Source organism: Burkholderiales bacterium (assembly GCA_035518095.1).
In the GTDB taxonomy this organism is placed as follows: Bacteria; Pseudomonadota; Gammaproteobacteria; order Burkholderiales; family JAHFRG01; genus JAHFRG01.
In genome coordinates this window covers 50,336-74,201 of record DATIXX010000006.1, presented here as the reverse complement: position 1 = coordinate 74,201, position 23,866 = coordinate 50,336, and the positions used below count along the sequence as shown (strand labels likewise).

Below are 23,866 nucleotides of genomic sequence, written 5' to 3'. Positions count from 1 at the left end.
AAATCGGAAACCGTGTATGCAAGTGCAGAGCCAGCGGCAATAGGGCGCAGGAAAAACCTGTTATTCAGGGACGAAACGTTTGCGGCTATCGTGCAACGTCCGGCTGCGGTAAAAAATCATGTTTCCAATTCGCTGCACGGTGTTTAACTCGATAATTCGCTCCTGCCACGGGTATACCGATGGCGGAGAAGGGGGGATTCGAACCCCCGGTACGGCTTTTGACCGTACACACGCTTTCCAGGCGTGCACCTTAAACCACTCGGTCACCTCTCCGCAATTCTGCAATTTTAGTGCGAAGTGCAAAAAAAAGCCCGCCTCGAGGGCGGGCTTTGCGCACTAATTGGATGCTTTTTATCTACCGCGCATGCGCATGAGTCTTCCCGGGTTCCCAGATGCTGTGATGGCGTGTCTCCGGCATTAGCAAAAGGCCAAGCAGGAAGCACACTGCGGGCACCGCAATCGGATAAATCAGTGCGTTGCCGAGGCTCCCCGTCGCTTTATACGCCGCTACGGTAATTAAGGGTACCAGCCCACCGCCCCAGCCATTGCCGATGTGGTAGGGAACAGACACTGAAGTGTAGCGAATCCTGCCAGGGAAGTATTCCGCCAAAAACGCTCCAATCGGGCCGTAAACCATCCCAACATAAGCCACCAGGATGACAATAATGAAAATTGCGGTGGGGTAGTTGATGTTGCCCGGCTGGGTAACCTGCCCGAGCCATGAATACAGGGGATAGTAGGTGACCGCCGCGAGCAGGAACCCGGTCAATATGACGGGCTTGCGCCCAATATGGTCGGATAGCCAGCCAAAAAGAATCAACGTCGGCGTTGCGATAAGCAGCGCGATCCCCACGATGTAGGCCGAAGTCACGACATCCACTTTCGACACCTGCTGCAGGAAGAACAAAGCCCAGAATTGCCCGCTGTACCAGACGACCCCTTCGCCGATCACGATAATGCTTGCAATCAGAACATACTTGATATTCCTGCTAAGGAAAGCTTCCTTCCACGGGTTCTTCGTCATCTCGCCCTTGGCTTTGATCTCCTTGAAGATCGGCGTTTCCTGTAGCTGCAGGCGGATGTAGATTGCGATTGCAACCAATAAAAAAGAGAATAGAAACGGGACACGCCAACCCCATTCGTTAAATGCGTCGGCGCCAAGGTATGCCTTGGTCCCGATTATTATGGCCAGTGACACCACGATCCCAAGCGTGGGAGAGGTTTGCAGCCACCCGGTGTAGAAGCCACGGCGCTCATCCGGCACATGCTCGGCGACGTAGGTTATGGCACCTCCGTATTCACCACCCAGCGCCAAGCCCTGGATCATCCGCAGAGCGAAGAGGATAAACGCCGCTGCCAGACCGATGGATTGGAAAGTGGGAATTAACCCGATACAGCCTGTGCCGATGCCCATGCCGCTCAAGGTGATGAGAAACGTGTACTTGCGGCCTACGCGGTCGCCCACCCATCCGAACAGAAATGCGCCAAGTGGGCGGACCAAGAATCCAGCCGTAAACAGCGCAATCGTACTCAGGAGAGCCGCGACTGGATGGCTCTTTTCGAAAAACTTTACCGACAAGATTGCAGCCAAACTTCCGAAAATATAGAAGTCATACCATTCGATGACATTCCCGACCGACGCGGCGAGAATTACGCGCCGGAAATCCTTAGCGAGTTCCATAGTTGTCTCCTCCTTAGATCTTTTAGGTTTTAAGCCGAAATGCCGCTCGGCAGCATGCCTCCATCGTGCTTCTGAATCGGCGGTCGCTTCTTTAGCGCCAGGCAAAAAAACGAATCGCTAATGCTTGCCGCTCCGACTCGCACCACCCGGCCATTGTGGTCATTGCGCAGGCTCTCTAATTTTAGGTGCCGGATAAGTGGCCCGCTCCAGTATGGCAGGGGCTACGAAAAACGCCTTATGTTATTCGTTTTCCGCTGCAAACCATCTTATGGAATAATACTTACAAAATTCTGAACCATACGCCTCAGGTTGCTGCTGCTTTCGGCATCACCTGTTGTTTCGTGATAGCAGAACAGAATCAATAAAACATGCAATTTCATTAGCTTAACCGAGGTTGCGCGGTGTCGTCGCGATAGATGACATAGGGAAGGAGGCAGGCGTTGCGAATCCTAATTACCGAGGACGACGCGGCACTCGCAGAAGCGCTCCGGTTCTCGCTCTCGCAAGCCGGCTATGCGGTCGACTGGGTTGCAAACGGCGTGGCGGCAGACGAGGCGCTCAAGGGCGGCGTGTTCGGGCTGCTGATCTTGGATCTCGGGTTGCCCAAACTGGACGGATTCGAGGTGTTACGTCGGTTGCGGCGCCATAATCCATCTTTGCCGGTACTGATTTTATCGGGCCGCGAAAAACCCGAAGAAAAAGTAATGGGTCTCGATCTTGGCGCCGATGATTATCTAGCGAAACCATTCAGCCTTAACGAGCTACAGGCTCGGGTGCGCGCGCTTCTGCGGCGTGAGCGAGCGGGGGGTACACCGATCGTTTGCTACGCGGGGTTGAGCTATGACACAGTAGGCCGCGTTGCCAGCATCAACGGTAGGACGCTAGACCTTTCCACGCACGAAGTCGGCGTGTTGGAGATTTTGCTGCGCCGCTTTGGGAGGGTCGTGAGCAAAGAGCATTTGGTCGAGCAGCTTTACAATTACGACAAGGAAGTTAGCCACAACGCGATCGAAGTGTATGTCCATCGTCTGCGCCGAAAAATAGACGGTAGCGGGATTACGGTGCGTACGCTGTACGGTCGCGGCTATATGCTCGAAGATCACTTGTAGAGCTGAAGCGGCGCGCAATTCCCCGCGTTGCAACGCTACTTAAGATTCGCCCAGCAGGCGCTCAACCTGGTCTAGCAATTCTTTGGTGCCAAAAGGCTTGGTAATGTAGGCATCGGCACCCAGAGCGAGGCCTTTGGTAGCTTCGATATCGCGTCCCTTGGCAGTGAGCATGACGATTTTGGTTGACTGAAAGGTTCTGTTTTCACGAATTTTCTGACACACGTCAAAGCCGCTTTTCAACGGTAACATCACGTCCAAAAGAATCAGATCCGGTTTAAAGGCGTCCGCCTGTCGCAAGGCTTCCTCGCCATTTCGCGCAACCCTGACCGTATAACCGCAATGCTCCATCAAGAACTCCAGCGAGACGACAATATTGGGCTCGTCATCCACGATAAGTATTTTCTTAGCCATGGCGGGAATCCGGGGTTTCCAAATTTGTCTCCAGGTCCGGAATCTGGGAATTGATTTCTGTTTTTAGAGGCAGGGTGAATGAAAAGGTTGCACCCTGTGCTATGTCACTTTCGACCCATAGTCGGCCTTGGAAATACTCGATGATGTGACGGCTGATAGTCAGGCCCAGCCCAGTTCCTTGAGGATTTCCTTGTGAAGTGTCGCCTGCCTGACGAAATTTTTCGAAGATAATTTGCTGATCTCGAAGACTGATGCCGGGTCCGTTATCCCGCACGTCTACCCGCAGCGACTGTGCGCTTTGCCGCACGCCAATCGAAACCATTCCCGCCCGTCTGTCGCAGAATTTGACTGAATTGGAGAGCATGTTGATGACGACTTGCATCAACCGATCTCGGTCCACGCGGACGGCTGGCAAATTATTGGGAAGCTGAACTTCCAATGTGACGTTATTCTCCTTGAACAATTGATCCGTTGCCGAGACCGCGTCCCCAATAACCTCTCTCAGGTCCACGTCAGCGACGTTCCACTCAATGTTTCCCGACTCGATCTTGGACAGATCCAAAACATCATTGATCAAGCGGGTGAGTCTTTCGCTTTCCTTTATGATGATCTTTAAATACCTGCTGCGTTCTGATATTTCCAATTGCGGGTGGCCGAGTAATATCTCGGACAAAGCGCGAATTGAAGTTAGCGGTGTGCGCAGTTCGTGAGATACGGTCGAAACAAAATCGTCTTTGAGCTCGTCCAGCTCTTCAAGGCGCTCGTTAGCGGTCCTTAATTCTGCTGATGCTGCTTCCAACTCGCGAGACTTTTGTTCCAATTTGCGGCTATAAGCGATGACCTGGGAAGTTTCCTCGAGGATATTCAGTACTTCATCAATGCCCAGCGGTTCTTCCTCAACGACTGACGCCACCATTGCCCGCGCTGACGCCGCCCCGATTGCACCCGCCAGCAGGGTCTCAGCGAAATGCACCAAGTCTGCGTCCGCTTCAATTTCGCTGATAGTATCCAACCCACGCTGCTTCGCATAAGAAGTCAGAGCTGCATCGGCATGTATCGGCCCGAGAAATCTCCGTAGCAAAGCGTGCAACGCGGGAACGGACGCAATACCGCGCCAGAAACGGGAGCCGCCCACGTCGCCGGTTTGCTTAAAAACATCTACGAACAAGGTGGCTTGGGCTTGCTCGATCGCGTTGGGGCGGCTTTTCAAAGACACACCCACATAGGCGCCGATGTTGCCGAGCATGCTCCAAATCAGCGCATGCGTGGTTACGTCAAGTCCGGTCAAGCCGAATAGTTGGTGCGGTTTCAACAGCGCGATACCAAAAGGACCCTGTTCAAGAAAACTGATGGGCAGCCAGCCCGATTTCGCGAACGCGGGGAGAAGCAGGGTATAGCACCATATTAGGAATCCGATGCTCAATCCGGCGAGTGCCCCCGATCTTGTTCCGCCTTTCCAGAAAATTCCTCCTAGGATGACCGGCGCAAATTGCGCTACTGCGGCAAACGAAATCAATCCGATGGAAACCAGTGCGTAAGCCTCACCGGCCAGACGGAAATACCCGTAGCCCAGAAGCAGTACTAATACGATGGCCCCGCGGCGAATGCCGAGCAGCAGATTGCTCAAATCCTTACGGCTCCCCAAGCGCAAGACTTTCATTCGCAGCAACACCGGCATTGCTAGATCGTTGCACAACATGGTGCTGAGAGCGATGGTTTCGACAATTACCATTCCGGTAGCGGCAGACAGTCCGCCGATAAAAACCAGCAGGCCAAGGCCTTGCTGTCGTTCCGCCATAGGCACCGTAAGGACGAAGGTATCGGCATCCACAACTCCCTTGGGAAAATGCATCAAGCCGCCGAAAGCCACCGGCAGTACAAAGATATTGATGGCCAGCATGTAGAGAGGAAACAGCCACATTGCCTTATTCAAGTGATTCTCATCTACGTTTTCGACGACGGCCATTTGGAATTGCCGCGGCAGAAACATGATTGCGAACATCGACAATATGGTCAACCAAACCCAACTTCCGTAACCTCCAGCAACTCCACCCAGGGGCGCAAGCAGGGGTTGTAATTTTGGATTGATGGCCGCGCGCGCAAATATATCCGCGAACCCGTGATATATACCGAATGTAACGAAAATTCCCACTGCCAGAAAGGCTAGAAGTTTCACCAGAGATTCGAAGGCGATCGCGGCTACCATGCCTTCATGGCGTTCCGAGGCATCCAGATGCCGCGTACCGAACAAAATGGTGAATGCGGCCAACAGCAACGCCACATAAAGCGCCGTATCGCCAAAGATCGGAACGGTCCCAAGATTGATAGGCATGACGATTTGGGGATATTGCAAAAGAATTGTAAAACTGGTGGATACGGCTTTGAGCTGCAACGAAATGTAAGGAACGATACCAACGACTGCGATAATGGAAGCGAGTCCAGCAAGCAACGCGCTTTTACCGTAGCGCGAGCCGATAAAATCGGCCAGAGACGTAATGCGGTTGATCTTACTAATACGTATGATCTTGCGTAGGACCAGCCACCATAAGGCAATCATCAGAGTGGGGCCAAGATAAATCGGCAAGAAACCAACGCCGTTGCTTGCTGCACGCCCCACGCTGCCATAGAAGGTCCACGCAGTGGCATAAACACCGAGCGACAGGGAATACACATAGGGATTGGCGATGATGCTGCGCCCTGCATCCGCGCGCTTGTCCCCGTAATAGGCGACGGCGAACAGGATGCCAAGATAGGTAAATGAGCAAACGATGACAACCCAGCCGTGGAGCATTTTGCTTCCGCGCTTTCAGTCCCTGGAGCCCTTGCGACCCGTTCCCTCAACGACCCACGCCATCAGGCCGATCAGCATGGTCCAAGCGCCAAAGATATAGGCGTAAAGCAGGGGGATGCCGAAGACCCGGCTGTCGCTGTTAAAGAGATAAAGCAGGGGATAATTGAACAGCAAGCAGCCCAGCAAGAAAAGCGCCACTAAGCGTTGTCCCTTAATCAAAGAAGATTTCATGGCGTGCCCGCGCAAATATGTGAAGCATTCATAAACGCATTATAGTGGCCGTCTTACCTGGAAAAACAAAAAAGGGCGCAAAATAGCGCCCTTTTTTTGGCTGTGTTGACCGCTTGCGCTTATTTAACGGTCTCCTTAAGTTGTTGCAAGATCGCCGGGTTTTCCAAAGTTGAAATATCCTGGGTGATTTCCTCGCCCTTGGCGATCGAACGCAGCAGGCGTCGCATGATTTTACCGGAACGGGTCTTGGGCAGATTATCACCAAAGCGAATGTCTTTTGGCTTGGCGATTGGCCCGATCTCTTTGCCCACCCAGTCGCGCAATTCCTTTGCAATTTTCATGGCGTCTTCCCCATTCGGACGCGCGCCTTTCAATACAACAAATGCGACAACCGCTTCGCCGGTCATATCGTCGGGGCGCCCGACCACCGCAGCTTCGGCAACCAACTTGGTGTTGGCTACAAGCGCCGACTCGATCTCCATGGTGCCGAGACGGTGCCCAGCCACGTTAAGCACGTCGTCAATTCGGCCCATGATACGGAAGTATCCTTCTTCATCGCGGCTGGCTCCGTCGCCTGCGAGGTAGTACTTGCCTTTGAAATCCTCCGGATAATAAGAACTCTTGTAGCGATCGGGATCGCCCCAGATGGTGCGAATCATCGCAGGCCAGGGCCTCTTGATGACCAAAATCCCCCCTTTGCCTTTTTCCACATCGCGGCCGGTTTCATCCACGATTGCAGCCATGATACCGGGTAGAGGGAACGTGCACGAGCCGGGTTTCAGCGGTGTGCACGGTAGCGGGCTGATCATATGACCACCGGTTTCTGTCTGCCACCATGTATCCATGACGGGGCAGCGGCTATTTCCCACGGTTTCGTAGTACCACATCCATGCCTCTGGATTGATCGGCTCACCTACGGTACCGAGTATTCGCAAACAGGAAAGATCGTACTTCTTTGGCAAATCGGCCCCGGCTTTTATAAGCGAGCGAATGGCAGTGGGTGCGGTGTAGAACACGTTTACCTTATGGTCCTGTATCATTTTCCAGAACCGGCCGGCATCCGGGTAGGTCGGAACCCCCTCAAACATAACTTCAGTGGTTCCTACTGCAAGGGGACCATAGGTTATATAAGAATGGCCTGTCACCCAGCCAACATCCGCCGTGCACCAAAAGATATCGCTCGGTTTGCTGTCGAACACCCAGTTCATCGTCAATATTGTCCATAGCAAATAGCCGCCAGTAGAGTGCTGCACGCCTTTTGGTCTGCCGGTCGAGCCAGACGTGTAAAGGATGAATAACGGGTGCTCTGCATTTACCCAGGTTGGTTCGCATTCCTGCGGCTGGTTCTTAATCACGTCCTGCCACCACTTGTCACGCGGCGCTAGCATTGCAATGCTGCTGCCTGTGCGTTTGTAAACCACCACGCTTTTCACCGCTTCACAACCACCCATAGCAAACGCTTCGTCCACCGCCGGTTTTAGTGAAATTTCCTTGCCGCCGCGGCGTTGACCGTCGGCAGTGATTACGGCTACTGCGCCTGCATCTACAATGCGCTCCTGCAGGCTCTTGGCCGAAAAACCGCCGAACACTACCGAATGCGTGGCTCCGATGCGGGCACAAGCCTGCATTGCGACCACCACCTCGATAGACATAGGCATGTAGATGAGCACGCGGTCGCCTTTCTTGATTCCAAGCGATTTCAATCCGTTTGCGAATTGGCAGACCGTGTGATAAAGCTGCTTGTACGTGATTTTCGTAGTTTTGCCGTCGTCCGATTCAAAAATTATCGCGACTTTGTCCGGCTGGGTTTTAAGATGGCGGTCAAGACAATTGTAGGAGGCATTGAGCTCACCGTCCTCGAACCACTTGAAAAACGGCGCCTTGGTCTCGTTGAGCACTTTGGTGAACGGCTTGTGCCACAGCAAGTGTTGTTTGGCCAGTCGCCCCCAGAATCCTTCAAAATCGCGTTCTGCTTCGGCACAAAGTTTTTCATACGCCTCCATGCTCGGCACATTGTATTTCTTTGCGAGAGCGGGGTCGGGCGGGAATACTCGTGATTCGACAAGGACCGATTCAATGGTTGATGACATGGACTCCTCCGTCTAACTTGGGTGAGGAAAATGCTTAAAATGAAAAAGGTGTGCCCGCTATTTTGAGAACGCGTTATTAGTACTTGTGAACAATAGTCGAAACGGTATTACTCAGTTGCGATACGCCTCGTACTTTGAAAATTCTATTAACACGGACGGCGCGCACGCTTATTTTGAATTCTAACATTAGCAACGGATTCAGGAATACTCGCAATTATCGTTTTTAATAATATTGCTATATATCAATATATTATATTATACTATTGCTGTGATACATTAATTTATACCTGGGGGTCGAAAAATACTACTCGACATATTGCAACACATTTCAGACGGCACGAGACGTATCGCGCACTGAAAATCGGTCGCCACCTGTAACGCGCCTTGACGTTCGATCTAACGCCGAAGCCCCGCTAGCTTGTGCTCGCCGTCCGGCTCGTTATTTATTGAAAAAAATTACTCCGGTTCTGGAATGCGATCTCGCAGCGATCATTCATCCCGCCCGTTTCGGGGATTTGTTGAAGCACAACATGGACTGTGATGGGGCTAAAGCTACCGACGCGCCTAATAATCTTCGCTACAGACAGAAGCAGATTACCCTACGCAAGCATTTCCGGTAAAGTAACAGACCATAAAAATTGGCGTATTGCGGAATCGGTTTCCCTACGCTGTAGGCGAAAATTTGAAATAACTGGTGATCTGTGAACGCGCTATGAACGGTTATGGCGGGCCTCCCCGCATTGCAGGATAGTAAATTTGGTCAGGTCCGGAAGGAAGCAGCCACAGCTATTTCTGCAAGTGCCGGGGCAAGGCTCGCCTCCACAATGATTTTGTTCTATGATGCAGGCACAATTATCAATTCAAGTGATCAAATCTGAGTGAAAAAAATCAGAATCTTTATTTTGATTCCGTTTGTTATTGCAAGTGTCAATGCAGGGGCAGTTGACAGCGTTTCGATAGAGGCCGGCTATGGGGACGGGATTGATGCGTTACGTGTTGGGATGCAATGGGACTGGAGTCAAAAATGGTTCGCGGCGCACGGTTGGCATCTCGGAGGATACTGGGATGCTTCGGTAGGCGGTTTGTTTGCGCGAAGCGGTCAGCTAGTCAGCAATGACGCTGGGGATTTCAGTTTTACCCCGACATTTCGCTACCAGAAAACTGACCTTACGACAATTGCCCCTTACTTTGACGCCGGCGTTGGGGCACACCTTTGGACGCGTACGACCCTAACCGAGAGTGTAAAATCAGGTACCGCTTTCCAGTTTGGCGAACATGTGGGGGTTGGCTTTCGCTTTGGAGAGCACGGCATATATGACCTTAGTTACCGCTTTCAGCACATGTCGAACGCGAGCATTAAAGCGCCAAATCCGGGGTTAAACCTTCAGCTGGTCCGTTTTCAGATTCACTTCAACTAGTAACCGTATCCGTGAACCACGTTCTCGCGCGCAAGTGGCGCCCCAAAAATTTCAATGAAGTGGTGGGGCAGGAACATGTCGTCAAAGCCCTAACGAATGCTTTAAAGCAAAAACGCCTGCATCACGCCTATTTATTCACAGGGACACGCGGCGTAGGCAAAACCACACTGGCCCGCATCCTTGCCAAGTCGCTCAACTGCGAAAATGGAATTACCTCAGCGCCGTGCGGCCAATGCGCGCCGTGCCGCGAGATCGATGCAGGACGCTTTATTGATTTACTGGAACTCGACGCCGCTTCCAATACCGGCATAGACAACATGCGCGAGGTACTGGACAACGCGCAATACGCGCCCACCCGCGGACGATTCAAGGTCTATATCATAGATGAAGTGCACATGCTGTCCGCAAAGGCATTTAATTCCATGCTGAAAACCCTGGAAGAGCCGCCCGAGCATGTCAAATTCATTCTTGCCACCACCGATCCGCAAAAGATACCGGTCACGGTGCTCTCGCGCTGCCTGCAGTTCAATCTGAAGCAGATTCCGTCGCCGGTGATCGCGTGTTACCTGCAACGCGTGCTGGAAAACGAGAAAATTTCCGCCGAGCCGTCAGCAGTGCAGTTGCTCGCTCGTTCCGCGCAAGGCAGTATGCGCGACGCCTTGAGCCTTCTTGACCAGGCGATTGCGCACGACGCGGGCAAGGTAACTGATAGCGGTGTCCGCGAAATGCTGGGCGCAATTGACCAGACATACCTGTTCGAAATTCTACGGGCGCTGCTAAATCGCGATGGGGCTGCGCTTGTCGCACAAGTGGAACAAATGGCAAGTCGCAGCCTTTCACTGGAAGCCGCCCTGCAGGATTTGGCCACGCTATTGCAACAAATTGCCCTGGCGCAAACTGTGCCCGACGCCCTTCCAGCAGATTTGCCAGAACGGGCACAGGTTATTGAATTGGCTCGCGATTTTGGTCACGAAGATGTACAATTGTTCTACGATATCGCTGTAAGAGGACGCAATGAAATCGATCTTGCGCCCGATGAACACACCGGTTTTACCATGACCTTACTGCGCATGCTGACGTTCATGCCCGCGGATAGTCCAGTGCTCAGTCTCCAGCAAGAAAAATCTTCTATGGCGACCGCGGTGCAGCCATCACTGCTTGATACGGGCGGTGAGTCGGTTAAGACTGGAACCGACGGGAGTTTAAAAAAAAACCGCTTTGACGGAGACTGGTCAGGCCTGGTGGCTCAGTTAAAGCTTGGGGGTATGGCAAAGATGCTCGCGCAGCATTGCGAACTCGCGAACTACACTGGCGACAGCTTGGAACTGCGCATTCCTGATCTGCACAAGCATTTGCTGGAGAAATCGTATCAGGAAAAGCTGAGGCTCGCGTTGAGCGATTATTTTGGTATCCGTATAGCCGTTACTTTTGCGATAGGTGGCAACGGCAATTCTCCTGCAGAGAAAGAACTTCGAGACAAAAAGCAGCGCCAAATGCACGCGATCGAAGCTATCGAAAAAGATTCTTTCGTGCGCGAGCTGGTGGAAAACTTCGACGCCAAGGTAATAGATTCTTCGATAAAACCCGTTCAATAGCCAGTCAGGAGCAGAGGATGATAAAAGGTGGTATAGGGAATCTGATGAAACAAGCCCAGCAAATGCAAGAGAACATGAAAAAGATGCAAGAACAGCTGGCTGACTTCGAAATTGAAGGGCAAGCGGGGGCTGGCATGGTGAAGATAATTATGACCTGCCGCCATGACGTGAAAAAGGTTTTTATCGATCAAGGCCTGCTCGGAGAAGACAAAGAAATGCTAGAAGACCTGCTCGCAGCGGCGATGAACGATGCGGCGAGAAAAGTCGAATCGGCAATCCAGGAAAAAATGAGCGGGTTTACTGCAGGAATGAGTTTGCCGCCGGGTTTCAAATTGCCTTTTTGAATATCAAGTACCCAATCGCGCCAAAGCGGCAATGAAATCGCTTTCCAGTCTCGAGCGACTTATCGATTCGCTGCATTGCCTTCCAGGAGTTGGGCCCAAATCGGCGCAACGCATGGCTTATTATCTTTTGCAGCGCGACCGGCCGGGCGCGTTAGAGCTTGCGGACGCCTTGCACAGGGCCCTGAAGAACATAAGGCACTGTGCGAAATGCAATAACTTTACTGAGCAAGATTTATGCAGTCTTTGCAGTTCGCCGAAGAGAGATGCACACTTGTTATGTGTCGTGGAAACCCCGGCCGATTTGCTGATGGTGGAGCAAACGCATTGCTATCCGGGTTTGTATTTCGTCCTCATGGGGCGTTTGTCGCCGCTCGACGGCGTAGGACCGAAAGAAATTCATCTTGATCGGCTACTCAAGCGCGCCCAGGACGGGATTGTGAACGAAGTGGTGCTGGCGACTAATTTCACGGTAGAAGGTGAAGCAACGGCGCACTACGTCAGCGAGTTACTCAGGCCGCGCGGCATAAAGGTGAGCCGCCTCGCAAGCGGGCTGCCCGTGGGCGGGGAGCTAGAGCATGTGGATAGCGGCACGCTCGCACAAGCGGTACTGGAACGCCGCTCGATTTGATCCGTGTATTTTTTGTTTCGTGAATCCAGCAGGCGAGCCGCACACGACGCATAAACTGCATAAGATTCTGGCACAAGCCGGGCTAGGATCGCGCCGTAACATGGAGCAGCTAATTCTAAGCGGGCGTGTCACTGTAAATGGCAAGGTCGCGACAATAGGCGCGCGAGTGGGCGGGAATGATACGGTGCGCGTTGACAGGCGAATTATCAGACTCGGCTTAGTCCCGGCATTTCCTCGAATCATCATTTACCATAAGCCGGAGGGTGAGATTGTAAGCCGTTCTGATCCCCAAGGCAGGCCGAGTGTATTCGATCACTTACCCGCTATGCGCTCTGCGAAATGGATTGCGGTGGGGCGTCTCGATTACAACACGTCAGGTCTGCTGATATTTACCAGCTCGGGCGAACTGGCAAATCGATTGATGCATCCAAAGTTCGAAATCGAGCGCGAATACGCTGTAAGGGTACGCGGTGAACTGAGCGCCTGGCAGATACGGCAATTGCGCAAAGGTGTGATGCTCGAGGACGGCAAGGCAAAATTTGAATGCTTGGAAGTCGAAGGCGGGGAAGGGGCAAATCGCTGGTACCGAGTTACGGTGAAAGAAGGCCGCAACCGCCTTGTCAGGCGCATGTTCGAAGCGCTCGGATTCACCGTGAGCCGCTTGATCCGCGTGCGCTTCGGTCAAGTCCGCCTGCCGCCGCGCCTCAAGCGAGGTCACTCGCTAGAGCTCGATCAAAGCGACGTAGCGGCAATCGTGGCTTGGCTGCAATGACACAAGAGCCGAAACCGAATGCGCCGGCAAATTAATTGGCTCTTCCTGCGTTAGGTATCTAGACGCCGTTCAATAATGCGCGGCCCCTTCATACCAATTCTACGCTTCTTGCCGGTACCTTATCGTTTAAAGCCTACCGCCCCCGAGATACTGCCGTTAGTACCACCGGCCGCGGCGTCGGAGAAACTATAAACCATGGCAATTCCAGTAGCGTTGGCACCAGTAAACGAGCCTCCGTTGACGCCGGTCGCACATTGAGCTCCTCCGGCACAAGCTGTAGCAGGACATGAAGCTCCAGTGCAAGTACCAGCGATGGCGCCTTGGAATTGTCCATTCGACGCAAAGTTCGTCGAACCATTCATATTGTATGTAGCACTGTTAAAACCGACCTGCAAATTGGTATTCATGCTAGCCGCTACGAAATCAACCATGACCGAACCGCCCAAGAACGCACCGGTCATCCCAGTTTCATTTGTTGGTGTCGTGAAACCCACAGGGCTGAACGCCACACAATTGCCGCTGCAGCCACCGGGATTCGTGATCGGCATGCTAGTTACAGGATCACCAATCGCATAATGGAGAATTGGAGGACCGGCTCCTATCTGCGAACCGTTTACGGTTGGGGGGGTCGCACATCCACCCGTGCCGCAGTCCCAGCGTCCCCAAGTCAAGTTTCCAGCGCTGGCATCGCTGCCGCTGTCTAGAACTTGCGCGCTTCCCGCGTTTCCGTTAGGAAAACCGGATGTGTCCGTAAATGAAATCATCTGACCGTTAGCATTATCAACAAAGGTACCCGAGATAATCGAACCGGTCGCGGTAGCGCTCGCAAGTGGGTAATAGGCGACCGCTCCTACTCCTGTTGTCGGAAACACAAATGATGGGGGCGGAGGCGGCCCGACCGGGGGTTTCGGGGGTTTCACTGACGGACCGCAATTTGGACCCATGAATTCAGTAACCAGGAACACTTGCTGTTGGTGAGGCTGTTCAATCCGGTTGGCGCGGCCATCGGAACCCGTGCCGCCGTTTTTCTGGTGTTCAATCCCGCCAAAGGCGGTCTGAAGGCGTTCGACGTGCCCTTCCCCGGCCAAATGATCGGCAAAGAATCGTGGAGGGCCAATGAGTCTTTTCGCGGGTTCATCCCTACTGGGTATATAGAAATAATCGCCTGAACCGAACTGATATTCTCCGCTATTGTTGGTTGCAGCGATGATCCCACCGCTTACCCGGCCGTATAGCCCGTCTTTGGCTGCAGCACCGCAACTGCCTTTACCGCACTGGAGCAACGCAAAATTTGTGCCGCGGATGCCTATGGTTGCGGTCGCGGTTTTAACGCCGTAATTGGTCTTGTGGACTTTGCCGATGAGGCCGGTGATGGTCCGGAAGCCGCCTTTCAAAAGGTTGAAAAAGGCCCTTTCCAGGCCGTCTTGCTTGCCGTCGAATTTGTATTCATCAATTTTAAGTAGACTTTGGTCGCGCAACGACACGATGCTATGATCGGAAAAGCGCACCTGCATATTGCTGAAAGGTCCGGTTTTGAGTGTATCGTGGTCTTCAATAGCGGAACCGACTAAAACGCGCACCTCCTGTTCATTGCGGATCACCGAAGCTTCCCCCGCCGCCATCAATACCCGACCTACAACCTCGGCGTACGCTGCGGTACAAGGCACCAACAGTGCGGTTAAGAGCAAGCTAAGCTTGAACGGTTTCATGACAGCCCTCACTTGAAATCGTAACGTAGTTTAAACGCGGCTACATCTCTGCTATACGAATAGAGCGCTATGTTGGAATTGTTCTTTTGGTAAAGAAATTCCACCCACGCGCTGAGATGGGGATTAAAGGCATAACTTATTGATGCATCAGTCGAGTAAAAACTGTCCATCCGGGTCGGGACAGTGCAGTTGCCGATGCTGTTGCACACTGCTACAAACGTTGGATCGGGTGCCAGATACCAACTTCTTTGATAGATCCCGCCCACGCTGACCGCCCATTTGGGCAAAGGTGTGACACCCAATGCAAACCGAGTGGCAAAGATGTTTCGTGAAAAATCATCGCGGTCCTCAGTGTTGTTTTCCCGACCATAACTTGCGCCTAACGTGAACAGGGGCTGCCAGTTTGCGATAAATGCTTTGCGGTAACCCAGCCCTCCGGAGTAAAAATTCGAGCTGCGCGGGCTGTTGTCTCCGCCATAGTCTAAGTTCGCGTATTGGGCATAAGTACTAAATGTCTGCAGCTCGTCATACTGGTATTGCCATTCAGCCGTGGTACCCGGCGACTGCAGGAATGAATGGGTGTCAAGGTCGGTGTAAGAGTAAAAGCCGCTGAAGCGGTAAAGGCTCTTATAGCTTAGATAAGTCAGGCCGGAACTTATATTGAAAGTTTCCTGATTGAACGGACTCGCCTGATTATTGAAGCTCAGCGCGCCCGAACCGCTCCCAAACACGGTAAGGCCGGGCGCAATCGGCTGCGACACCTGGCCCCCGGCCGACACATATTGAAAGCGAGAATGCTGCTTTACTCCCGCACCCAGAACGGTAACTGGCCCGAACACCGGCAGGTTGATGTTGGAATTACTCACCCCGGCATTTACGTTGCTGTCATAGCCCAATCCAGTTTCTACATATGCTGTGCCGCTCGTTGTATAGCGCCATTCGCGCGCACGGATGGCATCGAGGTAACGCTGAATGTTAGTTTGCACCTCGGCCGGCGGATTGGTTTTTAAAACGTTCCTAAATTCTTCGCTGGCTCTCGTATCTTCGCCGAGTACGAAATAGCCGCGCGCGAGTTCGAGGCGGGCGTTGATATTGTTCGGGAACGTGATGACGTAGCGTTCCAGCGCTAGCACGCCTTCGCCGGCATGGCCTGAGTCAATCGCGGCTACGCCGAAATAAAAGTCGAATGCAGGTTCACCAAGCAGCTCGGGGTGCTGACTACCGAGCTCATAGGCATCTTTGGATTTGCCTTGCTCCAACATTGCTTTGACCTCATCCGCGATCGCAGCAAAAGCCAAATTTGGAAAAACAGCTGTTATAAGGAATATGGCGACAAGGTGCTTAAACCCCATTAAATCCTCCGGTTAGCAACCTTCAGCCATCGTGGTCAATTTTTAGAATTGTGAATTATTACCACTATTTACCTGTTTTTATATTGGAAAGTTTTCAAAAAGTCAAGCGGACGAGTGTAGATCTGCCGTGAAAAATTGGGATAGCTCATTGCGATCCAGCAGAAAAACGGAGCTGTTTCCCGCGCTGGTGTTTGCCCAAGTAAATGCGAGTTTTGGAAAAGCGCGTTCCAGGATCGCCCGGTTATGACCGATCTCCATCACCAATAAGCCGGTTTCGCGCAAATGTTCGGCCGCGGATTGCAAAATGGGGCGCACATAGTCGAGGCCATCCTTGCCGCCGTCGAGAGCGAACCTCGGCTCATAATGGTATTCCGTCGGCAGGGTACGCATGGCTTGAGCATTGACATAAGGCGGATTGGCGACAATCAGGTGATAACGGCGCTTCCGCAACGACTCGAAGAGATTCGAACGTACCAAATTTATCCGATCCCCAAGGCCATAATCAGATACGTTGCGCCTTGCGACAGCTAATGCAGCGCGGGAAATATCACATGCGTCAATCGCCGCGTTGGGAAAAACATGTGCCATTAGAATCGCGAGGCAGCCGGAGCCCGTGCATAAGTCAAGCGCCGTAGTTACGGCACGCGCGGATCTTACCCACGGTTTAAGCTTGGTCCGCAGAAGCTCGGCGATGAACGAACGCGGCACAATCACGCGCTGGTCTACATAAAACCGGAATTCTCCCAGCCAGGCTTCATGTGTAATATATGCGGCAGGAATTTTTCTTTCCACACGTTGCCGCAGGACCCTGAGCGCCGCTGCAAGTTGCTTGCGGGTGAGGGACCTGTCCAGAATCGGTTCCAGACGGTCGACCGGCAATCGCAGAGCGTGCAGAACGAGGTACGCCGCCTCATCGCGGGCGTTGTGCGTACCATGTCCAAAACTTAAACCTTCCCGATTGAACCGGTTAACCGCAAAGCGCACCACGTCGCGTACCGTGCGCAATCGGGCTGTGCTCAAGAATCCACCAGCAAATTTATCAAAATCTGCTTGTATATCTCACTCAGGGGTTCAATGTCGGCGATGGCTATGCATTCGTTTAGTTTGTGTATCGTGGTGTTCAGTGGACCCAATTCGACGACCTGTCCGCAGATCTGCGTGATAAAGCGACCGTCAGAAGTGCCGCCCGAGGTGCAAAGCTGAGGAGTAATGCCCATCACTGCTTTCACGGCACGTCCCACTGCTTCGACCAGCGACCCTTTGGGTGTGTAATAAGGAGTTCCGGAAAGCGTCCATTCCAGATCATAGTCCAGACCATTCCGGTCGAGTACGGCGTGCGTTTTTGATTTAAGGGATTCGATGCTGCTGGCCGTGGAAAAACGGAAATTGAACAGGATTTCGACTGTTCCCGGAATCACGTTGAGCGCACCGGTGCCAGCGTGAATATTCGAGATCTGCCAGCTCGTCGGTGGGAAGTTTTCGTTACCCCCATCCCAGTGGGTTTGGGCTAATTCAGAAATTGCAGGTGCGGCCAGATGAATCGGATTCTTTGCTGCATGCGGAAACGCGATATGGCCTTGAATGCCTTTTATGGTCAGCCTTCCTGAAAGTGAACCGCGGCGCCCGTTCTTAATCGTGTCGCCGAGTCTTTTGGCCGATGTGGGCTCGCCCACAACGCAATAATCCAGCAGTTCCCTGCGTTCTTTTAGCACTCCCACCACCTTGGCAGTGCCGTTAATCGCAGCGCCTTCTTCGTCAGACGTCACCAGCATGGCAATCGAGCCGTTATGCGTTGGGTACTCCTGAGCGAAGCGTTCTATGGCCGTGACAAACGCCGCAAGCGACGTTTTCATGTCCGCAGCGCCGCGTCCGAACAGCATGCCGTCACGCGTTGTTGGGGTAAAGGGATTACTCTCCCATTGTTCCAGGGGTCCGGTTGCAACCACGTCAGTATGCCCGGCGAAACAAACTAACGGTTTGGAATCTCCGCGGCGCGCCCAGAAATTTTCTACACCGTTGCCGCGAATTCTCTCCAAGTGAAAGCCGGCTTGTTTCAGTCGATCTAGCAGAATGTCCTGGCACCCTGCATCATCCGGGGTAAGTGAGCGGCAGGCGATCAGCTCCTTGGCAAGTTCCAGCGTTTTGCTCATCGTGTGCATTCTATTTTTGGAAAGCCGGGACCCGGCCAAAGTGAAAAGATAAACCGGAACTCAATCATCGGAAAAAAGGTATTTATTTGCAAAAAGATAAACTGGCTGGGCGGCGCGTACATTTGCGCTGCAAGAAGCAGAAAAGACCAATCAGGTTTTCAGCTTATTAAGCATATCCATGCTCAAGGTAAAATCTTCGTTTTCCGGCTGACTGGTTTCTGCCAGCATCGCATCGGACAGGTTTAAAGCCGGCTGTTCCTTGACCTGAGACGCGTTATTGATCATCCACAGCATGTTGGTGGCCGAATCGCAATTATGTAGAGCCTCGTCCTTGCTGATTTTACCGGACTTGAAGAGCCCGAATAATGCCTGCTCGAAGCTTTGCGAACCAGGATAGATGCTTTGCTCCATTGCCTGGCTGATTTGCTCAAAATCGCCTTTCCTAATTAGCTCTCCGACGCGCGACGTATTCAGTAGAACTTCGACCGCCGGAAGCAGCCGCCCGCTCAGGCTTTTGACCAAGCGCTGAGAAAGCACGCAACGCAAGCTTATAGAAAGATCGAGAAGCAGATTGGCACGGGCTTCGTGCGGGAAAAAATTGACGATCCGGTTCAAAGCGTGATAAGTGGTGTTGGCGTGCAGCGTGGATAAGCACAGATGCCCGGTTTGTGCATAGATCAGTGCTTGCTGCAGCGTTTCCGTATCGCGGATCTCGCCGATCATCAAGACATCCGGCGCTTCACGCATGGCGTTAACCAGAGCATTCGAAAACGACTTGGTGTCGGTGCCGATTTCGCGCTGGTTGACGAGGGATTTTTTATGTTTGAAGACATATTCAATCGGGTCTTCCACCGTCAGTATGTGGCCCGCCCTTTTACTATTGCGATAATCGAGCATCGCGGCCAGGGTCGAGGACTTCCCGGAGCCGGTGGCACCGACGACAAGCACGAAGCCGCGTTTTTCCATGACCAAATCTTTGAGAAACACGGGTAATCCCAGTTCGTCGATAGGCGGGATGTTTTCTGTGATGTAGCGGATTACCATTGCGGTCTCGCCACGCTGCCGGAACAGGTTTACGCGGAAATTTCCTAGACCCGGAACAAAATGGGCAAAGTTCATTTCCATGCTGGATTCGAACTCGTGGATTTGCGCCTCGGACATCATCTCGTAAGCAAGCTTTTTGATAATTCCCGAATCCAGGGGCGGCGAATTAAGCGGTACCGTGCTGCCGTTTATCTTGACGTGAATGGGTGCTGCTTTGGAAAAAAACGCGTCTGACGCCTGTTTCTCGGCCATCAGCTTGAAAAGCTGGTTAAGTTGCATGGATCAGCGTCGCTCGCCAAACAAGGACTTGATCGATCCAAGCATGCCTTTTTTCTTGTCCTCTTCTACCTGCGGGTACTGTGTATCCAGAATATTGGGCCTGGATGACGCCGTACGCGATGGGTTGATTTGGTGTTTGCCAACCAACCGGAAGTTATTCGGTTTATTTACTAAATACTTGGAAAATTCGTCAAGCAGCGTGTCGTTTACTTCGTCAATTTCATAGATATAATCTCGCTCCGTCAACCGTTCCATGTTTTTAGTGTGAATTTTTATCTGTGATTTTTCGAAATCGCCCCATATGAGTATTTTGACACCCACTTCGCCGGGAATTTTAAAGACGACCCGTTGCACGTAACCGCGATCGTTCTTGATTTCCTGGGTTTGAAATTTTATATTGTAGTTCCACAGATATTCCTTCAATCCTTGAATTGTGGACGGCGATTCCTTTTCGGCAGTTAACGCCCCGCTCGGACCGCACCGGAAGCGCAGGGTAATTTCGTCGATGAAATCTTTGTTGTCAATACTCTTGTGGGTCTTGTTAAGAGAGTAATCCTGCTGATTGAGGTTCGCAAAATTTCCGACGCCCTCGATATAATACGAGCGCAACACCGTCGGCTTGACAATATTAAGTTGTTTAACGAGCTCGTCGAGATAGGAATAAATCACGCGCAGCTTGGCCTGCAACTGCATGAAATTCTGGCCGAGCGTGTTCAGCTTGGCTTGGGTATCAAATGCCTCTTTTTCCTTAAGCGTCTCCGCTTCTTTTTTTAACTCATCCAGAAATTTCACTTCACTCTCCCCACAAATTACTTAGGTGTACTTTTACCTCTTACCTCCGCGTTCATCAAGTGTCTTGTTGTTTTGGCGAAAGCTGCTCGAAACGACAATTCGCGTTTTCACACCTTGATTTTATCGTTTTTGGTAATCAAGTCAAACTATAGCTGGCCATCCAAGCTTAATTCTCCCGCAAAAGTTCGTTAATGCCAATCTTGGAACGCGTTTTCGTATCCACTTGCTTGACGATGATCGCACAGTTCAGACCGTACTTACCATCGGCCGAAGGCAGGCTGCCGGAAACAACCACCGAACCCGCAGGAACGCGTCCATAGCTGATGTGGCCGGTCATGCGGTTGTAGATTTTAGTGCTTTGCCCGATAAAAACTCCCATGGAAATTACCGCGCCTTCCTCTACCAGGACGCCTTCGACTATTTCTGAGCGCGCGCCGATAAACACATTGTCCTCGATGATGGTCGGATTTGCCTGCACCGGCTCCAGCACACCGCCAATTCCCACACCTCCCGAAAGATGTACGTTTTTGCCAATTTGCGCGCAGGAGCCCACTGTGACCCAAGTATCGACCATCGTACCCTCGTCCACGTAAGCCCCGATATTGACGTAGGAGGGCATGAGGACGACGTTTTTGGCGATATAAGCGCCTGCGCGAGCGCTAGCGGGGGGTACCACGCGAAATCCGCCTTTGCTAAACGCCTGAACCCCATAGCTTGCAAACTTCATACCAACTTTGTCGTAATAATTGGTAAAGCCGCCTTTGAGTAGCGAATTATCACGAACGCGAAACGACAACAGCACGGCTTTCTTAAGCCACTGATGAGTCACCCAATGGCTGTTGATTTTTTCGGCCACCCGGAGTTTGCCTGCGTCAAGCAGTTCAAGAACCCGCGTGACGGCTTTTTTGAGCTTTGCCTCGGCATTGGCTGGAGTTATTTCAGCACGGCGCTCGAATGCTTCGTTGATGATCGTTTGCAACTGTTTCATGTTTTAAAGTTGCTCAATAAAATCGGCGATACGCTGTGCTGCCTCGATACACTCAGCGAGCGGCGCAACCAGCGCGATGCGCACATAATTAAGACCGGGGTTGATGCCGTGTGCTGCACGCGCCAAATAACTCCCGGGAAGGACCGTGACATTATAATCGCGGTACAACAGCCACGCGAATTCAACGTCGGGAATGGGTGTCCTCGCCCAGAAGTAAAACCCGCCTTGTGGAATTTCAAGATTTGGCATGAACTGCAGCAGAATTGGCGCGACTTTAGTGAATTTCTCGCGGTACATGCGGCGATTTTCAACCACGTGCGTTTCGTCGTTCCACGCGGCAATGCTGGCAGCTTGTACCGGCGGGCTCATGGCACAGCCGTGGTAAGTACGGTAAAGGAGGAATTTTTCGATAATCGCAGCGTCGCCAGCGACACACCCGGAGCGCATGCCCGGCACATTGGATCGTTTCGACAGACTGTTGAACACGATAAGGCGGGAATATCCGCTCCGGCCGAGCCGTTGCGCCGCTTCCAGGCTACCAATGCAAGGCTTGTGCTCGTCAAAATAAAGCTCCGAGTAGCATTCGTCTGATGCAACGACAAAGCCATAGTGATCAGCCCGCCGGAACAATTCTTCCCACTCGTTCATCGTCATGACATTGCCGCACGGGTTACCCGGGGTGCAAATGTAAACCAGCTGCGATCGCCGCCAAACAGCTTCATCAAGCTGGTCGAAATCAAGTCTGAAATTCTTCTGTGGCATGAGGTTCAGGAATTGGGGCTCTGCGCCCGCGAGCAAAGCCGCTCCCTCGTATATCTGGTAAAACGGGTTGGGACACACCAACACAGACTTGGGCAACGATGCATTGATGACCGTTTGGGCTATTGCAAACAGGGCTTCGCGGCTGCCGTTTACGGGCAAGACTTCGCTATCCGCGTCGATTTTTTGAAGGTGAAAACGGCGCAAGAGCCACGCAGCTATAGCTTGCCGCAGGCCCAAACTACCTCGGGTTACCGGGTAATTCGCGAGGCCGTTAAGATTCTTCGTCAAAGTTTCCTGTATGAATTCCGGTGTTGCATGTTTCGGCTCGCCTATAGACAAATTGATCGGGGGCAGATCTGATCTGGGTGTGATACCTTCCAGCAATTGCGCCAGCTTTTGAAAGGGGTAGGGCTGCAAGCGATTGAGGTTAGGGTTCATGGCGAGCAGCAAAACATTCAACCGGGCGACGGACAAACATTCCCATAGAAACGACGCATTATAAAGGTCCTGTATCTGTTCACAACACGAATCCAGCGTATCGGGAGCGGCCGCGGTTTTAGGCACCTATTTTTTTTGGATCGTCGACCCATTGCGCTTAATGGCGCAGCGAGGTAATACCTCGGGGCGAGTAGCGTATTTTGGTGAATCTGCGAAGACAATATGCTTCAAGTGGTAACAGCGGTAACCGCACCATTAATATTCCCGCGCTTGCGCAAGCGAGAACGGCGCGGCATATTGGATTACGGGCGAAACCATGACGCCCATTGAAGCGCCGGTGCATTCATCAGCACCCGCCGCAGGCCCGTTGCCGGGTCAATCGGGCCCAGAACACCCTCAAAAGACAGGCCGTCAACCGCTGCTGGACAGGCTCTCGAATAATTGCGTATCCACCCGCAGCGTCGGTTTCCAACCTGATTTGCGATGTTCCGCAACTACAGTCGTGAGTATTCCGCCACGCACATAAAATCGTGAAGTCAAGCGCATGAAGCGCGGCTTCACCGCCTTTGCCAAATCATCGAGAATGCGGTTGGTGACAGCTTCGTGGAATGCGCCTTCGTTACGGTACGACCAGATGTAGAGCTTGAGGCTTTTCAGCTCCACGCATTTCTTGTCCGGAATATATTCGAGAATCAGAGTCGCGAAATCGGGCTGCCCAGTTCGTGGGCAAAGGCAGGTAAATTCGGGAATTTCCATGCGAATCAGATAATCCCGCCGCGGCGTGGGGTTGGCGAAGGTTTCGAACGTTTTGCTGGGCTTGAAGGGCATTTAATGGTCAGCAGATTCGGCTAACTTTCGTTCCGTCGCCACGCCGGCCTTGCGGCTTGCGCGGCAGCATCTAGATTCTCGGCAATTTGACTCAACTGTAGCGCTGCGCACGCGATCGCACGCGTTCCGAGGTACGTTGGACTGCGTGGGTGCAAGCGGGCGGCGACCCATCCCTCGGCAACCCGAAACAGCAAGCAGGCCTCCGCGATGCATCCCGAACTCGGATTCGTCCAGCGTAAATGGAAAAAGTGCGCAGGCCACTAGACGCATTCTCAAACAGACCGCTCCTGCTGCCAACGTCATTTAAAGCCTAATCGAGGTTCGCAGCGGCTAAACGCATTTTAGCAGTTGTGCGAACCGGCGAGAACCTAACCAGACCCTTATTAAATCGGTTAAAATGTAGCCACACTCGCGCTTCGAAATATAACCATTGGCCCGATTACAATAAATTACG

Annotated in this window: 20 protein-coding genes, 1 tRNA gene and 1 other RNA gene; 7 read left to right on the top strand and 15 right to left on the bottom strand. The window is 52.4% G+C overall.

Annotated elements, in window-relative coordinates; genetic code table 11:
• Window positions 1-180: 180 nt before the first annotated feature.
• Both VLV32_01690 and VLV32_01685 read right to left on the bottom strand, forming a co-directional pair.
• Window positions 181-273: transfer RNA gene (locus VLV32_01690), tRNA-Ser, on the bottom strand.
• An 82-nt stretch (window positions 274-355) separates the two neighbouring features.
• Window positions 356-1,681 (bottom strand): MFS transporter, encoded by a 1,326-nt coding sequence (locus VLV32_01685; GenBank protein HUL40607.1) that lies wholly within the window; start codon window positions 1,679-1,681, stop codon window positions 356-358.
• Between the two features lie 440 nt (window positions 1,682-2,121).
• Between VLV32_01685 and VLV32_01680 the strand changes: the two genes are divergently transcribed.
• Window positions 2,122-2,790 carry a response regulator transcription factor gene (locus VLV32_01680; protein ID HUL40606.1) on the top strand — a complete coding sequence of 223 codons (669 nt, stop codon included), beginning with the start codon at window positions 2,122-2,124 and terminating at the stop codon, window positions 2,788-2,790.
• A 39-nt stretch (window positions 2,791-2,829) separates the two neighbouring features.
• On the opposite strand, the gene VLV32_01675 is transcribed toward VLV32_01680, so the two are convergent.
• The 4 genes from VLV32_01675 to acs all read right to left on the bottom strand — a co-directional run bounded on the left by VLV32_01675 (window position 2,830) and on the right by acs (window position 8,313).
• A complete protein-coding gene (locus tag VLV32_01675) occupies window positions 2,830-3,201 on the bottom strand; it encodes a response regulator (protein ID HUL40605.1) in 372 nt (123 codons plus the stop codon).
• Window positions 3,194-5,992, bottom strand: coding sequence for a sensor histidine kinase (locus VLV32_01670; protein HUL40604.1), 2,799 nt, complete (start codon window positions 5,990-5,992; stop codon window positions 3,194-3,196). Before VLV32_01670 ends, VLV32_01675 begins: the two co-directional genes overlap by 8 nt.
• A 15-nt stretch (window positions 5,993-6,007) precedes the next feature.
• The gene (locus VLV32_01665) at window positions 6,008-6,223 is read right to left on the bottom strand and encodes a hypothetical protein (GenBank protein ID HUL40603.1); all 216 of its coding nucleotides are present in this window, start codon (window positions 6,221-6,223) and stop codon (window positions 6,008-6,010) included.
• Between the two features lie 119 nt (window positions 6,224-6,342).
• Window positions 6,343-8,313 carry an acetate--CoA ligase gene (gene acs, locus VLV32_01660; GenBank protein ID HUL40602.1) on the bottom strand — a complete coding sequence of 657 codons (1,971 nt, stop codon included), beginning with the start codon at window positions 8,311-8,313 and terminating at the stop codon, window positions 6,343-6,345.
• A gap of 724 nt (window positions 8,314-9,037) precedes the next feature.
• Here acs and ffs point away from each other — a divergent pair.
• The 6 genes from ffs (at window position 9,038) to VLV32_01630 (ending at window position 13,070) form a co-directional block, all read left to right on the top strand.
• Window positions 9,038-9,134: signal recognition particle sRNA small type (gene ffs, locus VLV32_01655), an RNA gene on the top strand.
• Window positions 9,135-9,191: 57 nt separating this feature from the next.
• Window positions 9,192-9,731, top strand: a complete 540-nt coding sequence (locus VLV32_01650) for an acyloxyacyl hydrolase (protein ID HUL40601.1) — start codon at window positions 9,192-9,194, stop codon at window positions 9,729-9,731.
• A gap of 11 nt (window positions 9,732-9,742) precedes the next feature.
• Window positions 9,743-11,326 carry a DNA polymerase III subunit gamma/tau gene (gene dnaX / locus VLV32_01645; GenBank protein ID HUL40600.1) on the top strand — a complete coding sequence of 528 codons (1,584 nt, stop codon included), beginning with the start codon at window positions 9,743-9,745 and terminating at the stop codon, window positions 11,324-11,326.
• Window positions 11,327-11,343: 17 nt separating this feature from the next.
• Window positions 11,344-11,670 carry a YbaB/EbfC family nucleoid-associated protein gene (locus VLV32_01640; protein ID HUL40599.1) on the top strand — a complete coding sequence of 109 codons (327 nt, stop codon included), beginning with the start codon at window positions 11,344-11,346 and terminating at the stop codon, window positions 11,668-11,670.
• Between the two features lie 31 nt (window positions 11,671-11,701).
• Window positions 11,702-12,298 carry a recombination mediator RecR gene (recR, locus tag VLV32_01635; GenBank protein HUL40598.1) on the top strand — a complete coding sequence of 199 codons (597 nt, stop codon included), beginning with the start codon at window positions 11,702-11,704 and terminating at the stop codon, window positions 12,296-12,298.
• Window positions 12,246-13,070, top strand: a complete 825-nt coding sequence (locus VLV32_01630) for a pseudouridine synthase (protein ID HUL40597.1) — start codon at window positions 12,246-12,248, stop codon at window positions 13,068-13,070. The genes recR and VLV32_01630 overlap by 53 nt, the downstream gene beginning before the upstream one ends.
• A gap of 119 nt (window positions 13,071-13,189) precedes the next feature.
• Here the strand turns inward: VLV32_01630 and VLV32_01625 are convergent, their stop codons facing one another.
• The 9 genes from VLV32_01625 to queF all read right to left on the bottom strand — a co-directional run bounded on the left by VLV32_01625 (window position 13,190) and on the right by queF (window position 23,412).
• Window positions 13,190-14,779 (bottom strand): FecR family protein, encoded by a 1,590-nt coding sequence (locus tag VLV32_01625; GenBank protein ID HUL40596.1) that lies wholly within the window; start codon window positions 14,777-14,779, stop codon window positions 13,190-13,192.
• Between the two features lie 8 nt (window positions 14,780-14,787).
• Window positions 14,788-16,131 carry a hypothetical protein gene (locus tag VLV32_01620; GenBank protein HUL40595.1) on the bottom strand — a complete coding sequence of 448 codons (1,344 nt, stop codon included), beginning with the start codon at window positions 16,129-16,131 and terminating at the stop codon, window positions 14,788-14,790.
• Window positions 16,132-16,233: 102 nt separating this feature from the next.
• Complete coding sequence (gene prmB, locus VLV32_01615) at window positions 16,234-17,151, bottom strand: 50S ribosomal protein L3 N(5)-glutamine methyltransferase (GenBank protein ID HUL40594.1); 918 nt, start codon at window positions 17,149-17,151, stop codon at window positions 16,234-16,236.
• Complete coding sequence (gene dapE, locus VLV32_01610; protein ID HUL40593.1) at window positions 17,148-18,281, bottom strand: succinyl-diaminopimelate desuccinylase; 1,134 nt, start codon at window positions 18,279-18,281, stop codon at window positions 17,148-17,150. Before dapE ends, prmB begins: the two co-directional genes overlap by 4 nt.
• Window positions 18,282-18,431: 150 nt before the next feature.
• Window positions 18,432-19,604 (bottom strand): PilT/PilU family type 4a pilus ATPase, encoded by a 1,173-nt coding sequence (locus VLV32_01605; GenBank protein HUL40592.1) that lies wholly within the window; start codon window positions 19,602-19,604, stop codon window positions 18,432-18,434.
• A 3-nt stretch (window positions 19,605-19,607) separates the two neighbouring features.
• Window positions 19,608-20,396 (bottom strand): hypothetical protein, encoded by a 789-nt coding sequence (locus VLV32_01600; protein ID HUL40591.1) that lies wholly within the window; start codon window positions 20,394-20,396, stop codon window positions 19,608-19,610.
• 166 nt (window positions 20,397-20,562) lie between these two features.
• The gene (gene dapD, locus VLV32_01595; protein HUL40590.1) at window positions 20,563-21,384 is read right to left on the bottom strand and encodes a 2,3,4,5-tetrahydropyridine-2,6-dicarboxylate N-succinyltransferase; all 822 of its coding nucleotides are present in this window, start codon (window positions 21,382-21,384) and stop codon (window positions 20,563-20,565) included.
• Between the two features lie 3 nt (window positions 21,385-21,387).
• The gene (gene dapC, locus VLV32_01590; GenBank protein HUL40589.1) at window positions 21,388-22,584 is read right to left on the bottom strand and encodes a succinyldiaminopimelate transaminase; all 1,197 of its coding nucleotides are present in this window, start codon (window positions 22,582-22,584) and stop codon (window positions 21,388-21,390) included.
• 411 nt (window positions 22,585-22,995) lie between these two features.
• A complete protein-coding gene (gene queF / locus VLV32_01585; protein ID HUL40588.1) occupies window positions 22,996-23,412 on the bottom strand; it encodes a preQ(1) synthase in 417 nt (138 codons plus the stop codon).
• Window positions 23,413-23,866: the final 454 nt, after the last annotated feature.